At 68.9% G+C, this 12,817-nt stretch carries 8 protein-coding genes; 4 read left to right on the top strand and 4 right to left on the bottom strand.

Going from position 1 to position 12,817, the window contains the following annotated elements; translation table 11 throughout:
- Positions 1–31: 31 nt before the first annotated feature.
- Entirely contained in the window at positions 32–1,942 is a 1,911-nt protein-coding gene (locus tag CFREN_RS05160) for an acetolactate synthase large subunit (protein WP_209653383.1), read from the bottom strand.
- A 241-nt stretch (positions 1,943–2,183) separates the two neighbouring features.
- On the opposite strand from CFREN_RS05160, the gene CFREN_RS05155 reads away from it, so the two are divergent.
- From CFREN_RS05155 to CFREN_RS05140, 4 genes are all read left to right on the top strand, one after another.
- Positions 2,184–3,998 carry a mechanosensitive ion channel family protein gene (locus tag CFREN_RS05155; protein ID WP_209653385.1) on the top strand — a complete coding sequence of 605 codons (1,815 nt, stop codon included), beginning with the start codon at positions 2,184–2,186 and terminating at the stop codon, positions 3,996–3,998.
- 50 nt (positions 3,999–4,048) lie between these two features.
- Positions 4,049–4,624, top strand: a complete 576-nt coding sequence (locus CFREN_RS05150; protein ID WP_070522997.1) for a PH domain-containing protein — start codon at positions 4,049–4,051, stop codon at positions 4,622–4,624.
- A 157-nt stretch (positions 4,625–4,781) separates the two neighbouring features.
- Entirely contained in the window at positions 4,782–6,626 is a 1,845-nt protein-coding gene (gene ilvD, locus CFREN_RS05145; RefSeq protein WP_209653387.1) for a dihydroxy-acid dehydratase, read from the top strand.
- A gap of 99 nt (positions 6,627–6,725) precedes the next feature.
- Entirely contained in the window at positions 6,726–8,339 is a 1,614-nt protein-coding gene (locus CFREN_RS05140; RefSeq protein ID WP_209653389.1) for a right-handed parallel beta-helix repeat-containing protein, read from the top strand.
- On the opposite strand, the gene galE is transcribed toward CFREN_RS05140, so the two are convergent.
- The 3 genes from galE to CFREN_RS05125 are packed head-to-tail and all read right to left on the bottom strand — an operon-like array spanning position 8,336 to position 12,254.
- The gene (gene galE, locus CFREN_RS05135; RefSeq protein WP_070523004.1) at positions 8,336–9,355 is read right to left on the bottom strand and encodes a UDP-glucose 4-epimerase GalE; all 1,020 of its coding nucleotides are present in this window, start codon (positions 9,353–9,355) and stop codon (positions 8,336–8,338) included. The genes CFREN_RS05140 and galE overlap by 4 nt on opposite strands.
- Positions 9,356–9,402: 47 nt before the next feature.
- Positions 9,403–11,259 carry a glycosyltransferase family 2 protein gene (locus CFREN_RS05130; RefSeq protein ID WP_141743065.1) on the bottom strand — a complete coding sequence of 619 codons (1,857 nt, stop codon included), beginning with the start codon at positions 11,257–11,259 and terminating at the stop codon, positions 9,403–9,405.
- Entirely contained in the window at positions 11,256–12,254 is a 999-nt protein-coding gene (locus CFREN_RS05125; protein ID WP_209653391.1) for a UDP-glucuronic acid decarboxylase family protein, read from the bottom strand. Before CFREN_RS05125 ends, CFREN_RS05130 begins: the two co-directional genes overlap by 4 nt.
- Between the last annotated feature and the right edge of the window lie 563 nt (positions 12,255–12,817).

Here is a 12,817-nt window from a genome sequence, read left to right as displayed (position 1 = left end):
CTTCCCTTTCCTCTTCGTCTGGTTGCCGGGATTACCGGGTCTGCATGGTCGGGTGGTTGGCCTCGGGCGCCTTCGCGGCGTCCTCGACGTTGTCCGCCATCGTTTCGTGAATGTCCGCCGGGGACTCCCCCGCCGACATGTCTTCGTCGAAAAGCGGACGCAGGCCGCGGGCCGACTCGATCTCGTCGTTGGACTTGCCGGCGGCGACCATCGGCCACACCTGGGCGTCCTCGCCGACGATGAAGTCGATGACCACCGGGCGGTCGTTGATCTCCCGCGCCTTCTGGATGGCCGGGATGACCTCCTCTTCCTTGGTCACGCGGATGGCCACGCAACCCAGGCCCTCGGACAGGCGCACGAAGTCCGGCACGTAGGAGTTGTCCTCCGGACGCAGCTTCGTGTTGGAGTAACGCTCCTCGTAGAACAGCGTCTGCCACTGGCGCACCATGCCCAGGTTGCCGTTGTTGATCAGGGCGACCTTGATCGGGAAGTGCTCGATGGCGGAGGTGGTCAGCTCCTGGTTGGTCATCTGGAAGCAACCGTCGCCGTCGACGGCCCAGACTTCCCTGTCCGGAGCGGCGGCCTTGGCGCCCATCGCGGCCGGCACGGCGTAGCCCATGGTGCCCAGGCCACCGGAGTTGAGCCAGGTGCGCGGGTTCTCGTACTGGATGAACTGGGCGGCCCACATCTGGTGCTGGCCGACGCCGGCGCAGTAGATGGCGTCCGGGCCGACGACCTCCGACAGGGTCTTCAGCACGAACTGCGGGGACAGCGACCCGTCGGCGTGCTCCTCCCAGCCGAGCGGGAAGTCGTCGCGCAGCTCGTTGAGCTCGCGCAGCCACGGGGCGATCGACGGGGCCGGGAGGTCCAGGTCGCGGTAGGCGTCGGCAAGCGCGGCCAGAACCTCGCGGGCGTCGCCGACGATGGGCACGTGGGCCTCGCGGATCTTGCCGATCTCGGCCGGGTCGATGTCGGCGTGGATGACCTTGGCGTGCGGCGCGAAGGTGGACAGCTGACCGGTGACGCGGTCGTCGAAACGCGCGCCGATGGTGATGAGCAGGTCCGACTTCTGCAGGGCGGCGACGGCGGACACCTTGCCGTGCATGCCCGGCATGCCCATGTGCAGCTCGTGGGAGTCCGGGAACGCGCCGCGGGCCATGAGGGTGGTGACGACCGGCACGCCGGTGAGCTCGGCGAACGCCAGCAGCTCGGCCGAGGCATCGGCCTTGATGACGCCGCCGCCGACGTAGAGCACCGGGCGCTCGGCCGCGGCGATCATGCGCACGGCCTCCTCGATCTGGCGGGAGTGCGGGGTGGTCACCGGGCGGTAGCCCGGCAGGTCCACCTCCGGCGGCCAGACGAAGTCGATCTCGGTGTTCTGCAGGTCCTTCGGCACGTCGACGAGGACGGCGCCCGGGCGGCCGGTGGAGGCCAGGTGGAACGCCTCGGCGATGGCCTTCGGGATGTCGTTGGCGTCGGTGACCATGAAGTTGTGCTTGGTCACGGGCATGGTCACGCCGCGGATGTCGGCTTCCTGGAAGGCGTCGGAGCCCAGCAGCGGCATGCCGACCTGGCCGGTGATGGCGACGACGGGCACGGAGTCCATCTGGGCGTCGGCCAGCGGGGTGACCAGGTTGGTGGCGCCGGGGCCGGAGGTGGCGATGCACACGCCGACCTTGCCGGAGACCTGCGCGTAGCCGGTGGCGGCGTGGCCGGCGCCCTGCTCGTGGCGGACCAGCACGTGGCGAATCTTCTCCGAGTCGAACAGGGGGTCGTACAGCGGCAGGATCGCGCCGCCCGGAATGCCGAATACGACGTCCGCGCCAAGCTCCTCGAGGGACCGGACGATGGCCTTGGCGCCGGTGATGCGCTCGGGCGTCGTGCGGCGCGTCTGTGCGGCCACGGTGGCGGGCGAGGGGCTGTTCTGTGGGGCGGCGTTCATTCCGGTGCGCTCCTGTAGTCGGGTACGGGCGGGTCCGAGCACGATGGGCCGCCGAATGCGCCCGTGGTGGGGCATCACCGGCGTCCCATGTCCCTTCCGAGACTAGCGTCCACATAGTGGACAGTCAATCCCACATAGTTGGACACCACCCGCCGCGACCACCCGCGGCGTGCGCGGATCTCCCGCACATTATGCCTCGCGCCTCAGCGTCCTCTAAGTCTGCGTCCCTACCGTGGCGCCCATGGACTTCCTTCTATATCTATTGCAGCGCTCGTGGGCATGGATCGCCGCACACGGCTTGTCCATCGCCGCGCTGCTGATCCTTCTGGTCCTCGTCCCACGGATCCGGCGATTCGTCATCGCCGTGGCCACATCCAACATGACCGACGGCGAGGAGTCGACGAAGGGGCGCCGCGCATTGATCGGCGCGGTGGTCTACCTCGTCGAGATGGTCGCCTACTTCGTCCTCGGCATCGCCCTGCTCAATCAGTTCGGCGTATCGCTGACGGCGGCGGCGATTCCAGCGACGGTCATCTCGGCTGCGATCGGTTTCGGCGCGCAGGGAGTCATCGGCGACTTGATCGGCGGCGTATTCATCATCGCGGAGAAGCAGTACGGCATCGGCGACTGGGTCGAGTTCCATTCCCCCAGCGGCACGGTGCAGGGCGACGTCGTCAACATGACGCTCCGCGCGACGACGATCCGCACGCTCAACGGCGAGGAGATCGTGGTCCCGAACTCCGAGGCCCGCATGTGCGTGAACTACTCGTCGCGGTGGTCGCGCGCGGTCATCGAGATTCCGGTGCCCATGACGGCCGGCGGTTCGGTGCGCGATCTGGAGGAACGTACGTTGGAGGCCGCCAAGCGCGCGGTCGCGGCGGAAGGCGTGCGCGAGCACGTCCTGTCGGAGATCCGCATCCAGTCCTCGACGCAGCTGGTCGCCCCCACGGCGATGGGCCTGCCGTGGACGGTGACCATGCGTCTGATCGCCGACTGCGACCCGGGCGACCAGTGGCTGATCGAACGTGCGGTGCGGTCGGAGATCATCGACACGTGGTGGGACGATTACGGCGAGCGCGCGGAGGCGAATCCGCTGCGTCAGACCGAGGCCCTCACCGCACAGTTGAGCGCACTGTCGGCGTCGCCGGATCAGGGCATGCGCCGCTCCCCCGTCATTCGACCGGATTCTTCCGGCGACGATGCGAAGACGACGACCTTCGTCGACGCCGGCGGCTCGACGCCCGGATCGAATCGCGGCACCGGTTCCCTCGAGGTCGAGCAGGCGAATTCGGCGAAGCAGGCGCAGTCTACCTCCGGTTCGCTTGACGACGACGATCGTCGCCGCAGCGATCTTCCGTCCGCGGGCGCCGCACTCGACGAGCGGCGTCGCAAAGCTCGTGACGCCGACGACTCCGACGGTTCCGACTCCGCCGATCTCGACGAGACGAAGGTGGCGCCGGCCGTCGACGCCGATGCCGATGACTCCGACGAGCAGGCCACGGCGACCGACCGGGTCGCGTGGTCCGAGTTGTCGAAGCGCCAGCGCGTGCGCCGGATCCTGTCGGCCGGCGGACGGGCGCGGCCGTCGACGGTCGTGTTGCTGGTGACCCTCCTGATCCTGGGAATGCTCAACCTCGCCACCGTCGAGCCCGGCGAGGGCGAAGAGGGCGTCGCCGGTTGGCTGGCTCCGAGCCGATTCACCGGCGGCGACGAGGAAGCCGACGACGACGGCACCGACGTCGGCACCGGCACGGGATCGGGCAACACCGGCACGGGCGGCGCCACCACCACCGCTCCGACCGACGCGCCGAGCCAACCGGACGGCGGCCGCGGCCAGCAGGGCACCGACGCCGGCACCGGCAACACCGGCGACGGGGGCAACACCGGCAATACCGACAACTCCGGAAATACCGGCGACTCCGGGAATACCGGAAACTCCGGCAACACCGGCAACACCGGCGACACGGGCACCGGCGACACCGGCACCGGAACCGGCACCGGCGCGGACGCGGGCGCGAACTCCGGCACCGGGGGCGGCGGCACCGCGTCGAACTAGGCGCGGGCCGAGTGCCGCGGGCGCGCACCGTGGCCCTACAATGAGCCCCCATGAGCAACGATCAGCCGACCGCGCTGCCCACGACCCGCTTCCGTCCCCAGAAGACGCACTTTTTGGCCGTGACCTTCCTGGTGTTCCTGGCGATCGTGGCGATGGGCTTCTCCCTGTGGCTGTCCCCGCTGCTGCTGGTGCCGGTGGTCTACGCCCTGTGGATTCTGCGGGTGCGCACCACGGTCAGCTCCCGCGGCATCACCGCCGTGTATTTCCTCGGCGGCCGCCGTTCGCTGCCGTGGAACCGCTTCCGGGGCGTGCTGTTCGACAAGCGGGGCCGGGCCTACGCGGTGGGCCGCTCCACGGACGGCGCGGAAGACGATGACGTCCGCTTCGCGCTGCCGGCCATCACCTTCAATTCCCTGCCCGCCCTGAGCGAGGCGACCGACGGCCGGATCCCCGACCCCGTCACCCCGGCCCGACTGGCCGACGACGAGAAGGTGGAGGTCTTCGACCGCGACGGCAAATCCGTCAAGATGACCCGCGAGGAGTACGCCACCTATGAGGCGGCCGCCCGGGCCAGAGCCGACAAAGCCGGCAAGGCTGACAAGGCCGACGAGGCCCCGAAGGAGTAGGCCTCACGGACCTCATGCGAACCCGCCCGGCATTGTGCCGGGCGGGTTTTTCTCCGTCCACATAGTGGACACATAAGTCCGCCCGGTGGGACAACCGCCGCGTGCGGCGTCTATCATCGGAAGAAATCGCCGCCTACCAGAGAGGAATGGGGCAGCCATGATCCCCCTTCGTTCCAAGGTCACCACCGCCGGCCGCAACGCCGCGGGCGCCCGTTCGCTGTGGCGCGCCACCGGCATGACCGACAGCGACTTCGGCAAGCCGATCATCGCCATCGCGAACTCCTACACCCAGTTCGTGCCCGGACACGTGCACCTCAAGAACGTCGGCGACATCGTCGCGGAAGCGGTCGTCGCCGCCGGCGGCGTTCCCCGCGAGTTCAACACCATCGCCGTCGACGACGGCATCGCGATGGGCCACGACGGCATGCTCTACTCGCTGCCGTCCCGCGAAATCATCGCCGACTCCGTCGAGTACATGGTCAACGCCCACACCGCCGACGCCCTGGTGTGCATCTCCAACTGCGACAAGATCACCCCGGGCATGCTCAACGCGGCGCTGCGGCTGAACATCCCCGTCGTGTTCGTCTCCGGCGGCCCCATGGAATCCGGCTCCTCCGTCGTCATCGACGGCGTCGTCAAGCCCGGATCGGACCTGATTTCGGCGATCTCGGCCTCCGCCAACGACGGCGTCAACGACGATCAGCTGCTCGACATCGAACGTTCCGCCTGCCCGACCTGCGGCTCCTGCTCCGGCATGTTCACCGCCAACTCCATGAACTGCCTCACCGAGGCCCTGGGCCTGTCGCTGCCCGGCAACGGTTCCACCCTGGCCACCCAAGTCGCCCGCCGCGACCTGTTCACCCGCGCCGGCGAACTCATCGTCGACCTGGCCAACCGCTACTACCACGACGGCGACGAGTCGGTGCTGCCGCGCAACGTCGCCAACCGCGACGCCTTCGTCAACGCCATGACCCTCGACGTGGCCATGGGCGGCTCCACCAACACGGTGCTGCACATCCTCGCCGCCGCGCAGGAGGGCGAGATCGACTTCGACCTCGCCGACATCGACGAAATCTCCCGTCGCGTGCCCTGCCTGTCCAAGGTGGCGCCGAATTCCGATTACTACATGGAGCACGTCCACCGCGCCGGCGGCATCCCCGCCATCATGGGCGAGCTGCGTCGCGGCGGCCTGCTGAACATGGGCGCCAACTCCGTCCACGCCCCGTCGCTGGAAAAGCAGCTCGACGACTGGGACATCCGCGGTGGCTCCGCCACCGACGAGGCGATCGAACTTTTCCACGCCGCACCGGGTGGCGTGCGCACCACCGAGCCGTTCTCGACGGAAAACCGCTGGGAATCGCTCGACGTCGACGCCGAAAACGGCTGCATCCGCTCCGTCGACCACGCCTACACCGCCGAGGGCGGCCTGTGCGTGCTGCGCGGCAACATCGCACGCGACGGCGCGATCCTGAAGACCGCCGGCATCTCCGAGGACCAGTTCCACTTCGAGGGCACCGCCCGCGTCGTGGAAAGCCAGGAGGAGGCCGTATCGGTGATCCTCAACCGCACCCTCCAACCGGGCGAGGTCCTCTTCGTCCTCTACGAGGGCCCCGCCGGCGGCCCGGGCATGCAGGAGATGCTGCACCCGACCGCCTTCATCAAGGGCGCGGGCCTGGGCAAGGTGTGCGCCCTGGTCACCGACGGCCGTTTCTCCGGCGGCTCCTCGGGCCTGTCCATCGGCCACATCTCCCCCGAGGCCGCGGCCGGCGGCGACATCGCCTTGGTCCGCGACGGCGACCCCGTCTACATCGACGTCGCCGAACGTCGCCTGGAAATCCAGGTCGACGACGCCGAGCTGGCCCGCCGCCGCGAAGAGGAGCTCAAGCGCGACAAGCCCTTCACCCCGCGCAAGGAACGCCCGCGCAAGGTCTCCAAGGCCCTGCGCGCCTACGCGAAGATGGCGTCCAGCGCCGACAAGGGTGCGGTCCGCATCGTCGATTAGACCCGCCAATCGCGCCAGGTCACACGCGGTGCGTTATTGTTGGGAGGATTCACGGGTCCGGCCCCGGACCCATCGACGTCATCGTCCGGAGAGCCCGTCTTGTCCCGCAACAGCACCGCCTCGCGCGTAGTCCTCGCCATCGTCCTGGTCCTGTTCCTCGCCGCGGCGATCTATTACGTGGCCGACCGCCGCATCGGCGACCGGACCGTCGAGATCCACGTGTCGGCCACCGGCGACGACGCCGCATCCGGCTCCTCGGCGGAGGAAGCGTGGCGCACCCTCGACCGCGTCTCCGACGCCGAGATCGAACCGGGCACGGTCATCGTCGTCCACGGTCGGGTCCCCGGCACGCTGAACCTGTCCGGCCGCAACGGCACCGCCGACGACCCCATCGTCGTGACCTCCGCGCCGGAGAAGCGGGGAATCATCGCCGCCGAGGATGGCGCGGGCATCCGCATCTCCGATTCGTCGTACGTCACGGTGCGCGACATCGACGTCGTCGACGGCTCCGGCCTCAACGACGATGGCGACGCCGGGCAGTCGCCGGAATCCGCCGCGAAGATCCCCGACGGCATCGTGGTGTGGGCGTCGACTCCCGGGGCGCGCGGCGCCGGCATCCGCATCGAGCGCGTCGCCGTGGAGGGCCTGCGCAACGGCATCGCCGTCGGCGCCGTCGGCGGGGGCGCCGGATTCGACGGCGTCACGGTCTCCCACGTCGCGGCGGTGGACAACATCCGCAACGGCATCCTCTTCTACTCCGATGAGCTGGGCGAACGTGCCCACACCGACGTCAACGTGTCGTATTCGAAGGTCTCCGGCACCACCGGCATCGCCGGCGCCACGGGCAATACCGGCAGCGGCATCGTCATCGGCGCCGTCGACGGCGGCGTGGTGGAGCACAACGTCGCCGAGGACAACGGCCGGCTGTCCGACGCGGTGGAGGGCCCGATCGGCATCTGGGCGTACTCGTCGTCGCGGGTGGCCATCCGCAACAACCTCGCCGAGGACAACAAGACGTCGAACGCCGACGGCGGCGGCTTCGCCATCGACGTCGACGTCGACAATTCCGCCCTGATCGGCAACATCTCCCGCGACAACATGGGTCCCGGCTACCTGGTGTTCGCCAACTCGGGCCTCCCGACCGCGGACAACGCCGTGATGTTCAACGCCAGCATCGACGATTCCACGAACGATTCGTTCCACGGCGCCATCAGCGTGCACGGCGGACTGCCCCAGAGCCCGGAGGGCTCCACCGTCGAGGACCTCTACATCGCCCACAACACGGTCGTCATCGGCGCCGACTCCCCCGCCCCCGCGCTGTCCATCGACGGTGACGTCACCGGCGCGGAGGTCATCGCCAACTTCTTCGACGTCCGCGGCTACGGCGGCGTCATCGGCGCACGGACGTTGAAGGATTCCGACGGTGCCGAGTTCCGGTGCAACGCCTACTCCCCGGGCACCGGAAGCGCGGTCGGCTGGCTCAACGGCGTCACCTACGTCGACTTCACCTACTGGTGGAATCTCGTCGACGATCCCGGTTCCGTCGTCACCGACGCCACCATCGACGATCCCCATGCCGAGGCGGCCGACCTCCTCCCGGATTCCCAGGTCACCCTCGGCCGCGGCTGCGAGCCGGCCGTCTCCGGCGACACCACGGATCTCGCGGGCCGCAAGACCGACGGAAAGATCTTCGCCGGAGCCGTGCGCCCCTAGCTCCGCCGCGCGCGGGCCAGGTGGTGGCGCCAGGCGTCGGCGCACATGTCGGCGACGTCGTATTCGGCGGACCACCCCAGCACGCGCCGCGCCAGCGACGGGTCGGCGACGAGCTCGCTGACGTCGCCCGGACGGCGATCGCCGACGACGGTGGCGACCTCGTTGCCCGAGGCCTCGGACATCGCCCGGGCCAGCTCGAAGACGGTGGTGCCGACGCCGGTGCCGAGGTTGATGACGCGGTGGCCCGGTTCGGAGACCAGGTCGAGCGCCTGCACGTGCGCCCGGGCCACGTCGATGACGTGGAGGTAGTCGCGGATGCAGCTGCCGTCGCGGGTGGGGTAGTCGTCGCCGAGCACGGTCAGGTGGTCGCGGTCCCCCGACGCCACCTCCAGCAGACGCGGCATGATGTTGGGCGAGTTCTCGCGGCCGTCCTCCCCGAGCAGGGCGCTGGGGTGGGCGCCGATGGGGTTGAAGTAGCGCAGCGACACCGCGCCGAACCCCTCCCGTCGCTGCGCGACCTGCTCCAGCATGGTTTCGCAGGTCAGCTTGGACCAGGCGTACGGGTTCGTGGGGCCGGTCGGCGATTCTTCGGTCAGCGGGCCGCCGCCGGCTTCCCCGTACACCGAGCATGACGACGAGAAGATCATCTCGCGCACGCCGTGGTCGTTCATCGCGGCGAGCAGCGCCGCCGTCCCGCCGACGTTGACGTCGAAGTAGAGTTCGGGCTTCTCGCAGGACTCCCCCACCGCCTTGCGACCGGCGAAATGGAGGACGGCGTCGATGTCGTGGGATTCGAACACATCGTGCAGTGCGGCCGCGTCGGTGATGTCTCCGCGCACCCATTCGACGTCGGCGTCGGCGAGTTCGCGGATGCGGTCGAACACCGACGGGTCGGAGTTGGAGAAGTCGTCGATGACCACGGGCACGTGGCCCGACGCGATCAAATCGACGACGACGTGGCTGCCGATGTAACCGGCGCCTCCGGTCACCAGGACGGTGCGGGGGGTGGTGGTCATGTTCCTGCTCCTCGGAAAAACGGTGTGAAGGGATGCGGGGGTCGTCGTCACGCGACGATGAGGGCGGCAAGTTCCACGCAGTACCAGATCGCCACCGCGAAAGTCGGTGCGGCAACCGCAAGCGCGAGCGTCAGCGCCGGGGCCACCGCCTTCCACCGCGGGCCCGCGGCCGACTCGACGGCCCTGAGCTCCCGCGCGTGCAACGCGGGCACGGCGATGGCGACGACCGCGAAGGACACCGCGGCGAGCAACGTCAGGCCGGCGTAGCCGAAGGCCCGGTCCGCCCACGTCCCCCAGGCGCCGACGGCGACATTGGCCAGCGTGAGCACGACATAGGGCATCACCTGGCCCACCGTGTACGGCTCGATGCCCTCGCGGTCCTTCGGGGTGACCCGGAACTGGGTGATCTTGCCGGTGGTCGCCTGGACGATGCCGGCCAACGCTCCGCGCCACAGGTAGGGCAGACGGGCGATCTTGTACAGGGCGGTCTCCCACGACAGCACCGGGGCGTCGTCGGGACGCAGCAGGCCGGCGGACCTGAGCAACAGGACGATGCCGATCAACGGCAGCGACGTCAGCCAGGTCAACAGCAGAAACTCGAGAAAGTTCACCGACACCCACGGGTGGTCGAAAATAACCGCCATCGGCGCCAACAGGAAACCGACGAAGGCGAGCAAGCCGAACACGGCGTTGTGCGTGACCGCGAAGAAGAACCGCAGGCGCAGGCGCATGGGCACCCGGTGGAGGGTGCGCGGCACGAGCGTCAGGGCGATGGCCGTCAGGCTGCGGGTCCACTGGAATTCCTGGGTGAGCATCGCCGCGCAGGTGTCCGGCCCGAGGCCGTGAGCGCGGGCGTCGATGGCGAACACGCCGTCGTAGCCGCCGAGACGCAGGATGTAGGACGTGGAGAAGTCCTCCGCCAATTCCGGGCCGATGCCGCCGACTTCGCGCAGTGCGGAGGTACGCACCGCATAGTGCGATCCGATGCTCACGGGCACGGCGCCGCCGTTGTGCGCCAGCTGGAAGGCCCCGTGGAAGAAGGACTCGAACCACAGGCGGCCGCGCGCGGCCCACGACGTGGCCGCATTGGAGTCGCAGACGCTCGGCGCTGCGACGAAGCCGACGCCGGGGTCGGCGAAGGGCTTGACCATCTCCGCCAGGTAGCCGCGTTCCGGAACGTGGTCGCAGTCGAGCTGGGTGACGACGTCGTAGTCGCGGTACCCCACCGTGTCGTAGAAGTAGGCGAGGTTGCCCTCCTTGCATCGGGTGCGGCGGGGCCATTCCGCGCGGTGGTACTCCTCGATGCCGTTGCGGGTGGATATTCGCACGCCGTGGTCGGCGCACCATTCCCTGATCTCCGGCGTGGGCGCTTCGTCGCACAGCCACACGTCGTAGGCGATGGGAATGTCCTGGTCGAGCATGGCCCGCAGCGTGCGTCCGACGACGTCCCAGCCCTCGCTCGGGGCGCGGGTCACCGCGAAGGCGACGCGCAGATCCGGGACGGGAGCGTCGGGGCGCACCTTCCGCAGCCGCTGCATGCGGTAGACGAAGACCGCCGGCAGGAGAATCAGGTACGCCAGCAGCGCGGTGTTGAGCGCGTACGCCCACGGCCCCAGGATATGCGCGGGATCGGCCCACCACACCCAGAAGACGACGACCGCCACCAGCCACAGCAGCGAGTACAGGGCCATCTCGAAGCGCTGGGGTCGAGTGAGGGCCGGGACGAACAGGGACGGGGCCGCCACGTGCTCCGCCACGGGGCGGGTGCGGGCGAACAGCGGCCCGTCGGGTGCGAACCCGGCGAGATCCCCGGAGTCGCCGGGGCCTGCGGGCCGGGGGCGATCGGGGACCTGCGGGGTGATCGTGTCGGTCAGTGGCGCGGAGCCGTCGGAATGGGCGGTCACTTCACCCGATCCGCGACCGCGTTCTTGCGGCGTTCGATGTGCCAGTCGAGGCACTTGAGCAGGCCCTCGGACAGCGGCACCTGGGGCTCCCACCCGAGCTTTTCCTTCGCCTCGTCGATGACCGGACGGCGGCGCGTGGGATCGTCGACGGGCAGCGGGTGGAACGTGATCTCCGACGAGGCGTCGGTGGCCTGGCGGATGATGTGGGCGATCTCCAGAACGGTGCGCTCGGTCGGGTTGCCCAGGTTGATCGGGCCGGGCTCGGCGGAGTCCATCATCTTCACCAGCCCGGACACCAGGTCGTCGACGTAGCAGAACGATCGGGTCTGGGAACCGTCGCCGAACACGGTGATCGGCTCGCCGGCCAGCGCCTGGTCGGCGAAGGTGGAGATGATGCGCCCGTCGGTGGGCAGCATGCGGGGGCCGTAGGTGTTGAAGATGCGGACGATGCCCGCGTCGAGGCCGTGCTGCTGCTTCATCGACGTCAGCAGCGCCTCGCCGAAGCGCTTGCCCTCGTCGTAGCAGGCGCGCGGACCGATGGGGTTGACGTTGCCCCAGTAGGACTCCGCCTGAGGGTGCTGCATCGGGTCGCCGTAAACCTCGCTCGTCGACGAGTAGACGATCCGGGCCCCGTGCTCGAGGGCGAACTGCGCGGCGTGGAGAGTGCCGACGGCGCCGGTGAGCATCGTGCCCACCGGGTCCTCCATGTAGGCCGGCGGCGAGGCCGGGCTGGCGAGGTGGAAAACGGCGTCGAGGCCGACGGTGAGTTCGGCGTCCAGTGCGATGGGTTGACGGACGTCGGCCTCGACGAAGTGGAAGCGGGGGTCGCGCAGCGCCTCCGCGATGTTGTCCATGGTGCCCGTCTGCAGGTTGTCGACGCAGACGACCGTCTCCGTGCGCGAGTCGGCGAGCAGCCGATCGCACAGATGCGAGCCGATGAAGCCCGCTCCTCCGGTCACGACGTACTTCGATCGCCCGTGACTCTCCGAGTGCATATGAGTTCTCCCTTTTTTTGCATTGCCGGGGCAAGGCGGAACCATCATCACCCGAAGGCATTCGAATAACTAGTGGGCGAGGCGAAGATCACATGCCTCGACGCGCATCGACAAAACCAGAAGAATCTTTCCTTTACACATGCACCTACCGCACCCCATTACAGCGTTACATCTGTTGTCATGCCGATACTCTCCCTCAGCACTCCGCGTGACCCACCACGCCCGAGCTCCGCACGCCAACACCCCAAACCACCAATACCCCTCGCTTCTCCAGCAGTTATGCCAGGACAAGGAGCCGGCGATCCCCTTTGCGACCGCACGCCGCAACGGCTCGACACCACGCCGAAGCGGCCACGGCCGCGTGACATCGAGTTGGCTTGACGGTTAACGCAGCGTTACACCCACTCAAGGGTGTCTCCGCCGAATTCGGGACATGCTCACCGGCCGACATTTCCTCCCCTCCCCCCGTGCGGCACCCCTGCCACTCCGGCCGCGCAACGCACCTTCACCCCGCGAATACGCGAAAGCACCCCTCGCGCGCCGCGAGGGGTGCCGGTCAAAAA

Origin of the sequence: Corynebacterium freneyi, assembly GCF_030408835.1 — a bacterium.
GTDB classification, from domain to species: domain Bacteria; phylum Actinomycetota; class Actinomycetes; order Mycobacteriales; family Mycobacteriaceae; genus Corynebacterium; species Corynebacterium freneyi.
This window is presented reverse-complemented; position numbering and strand designations above follow the sequence as displayed.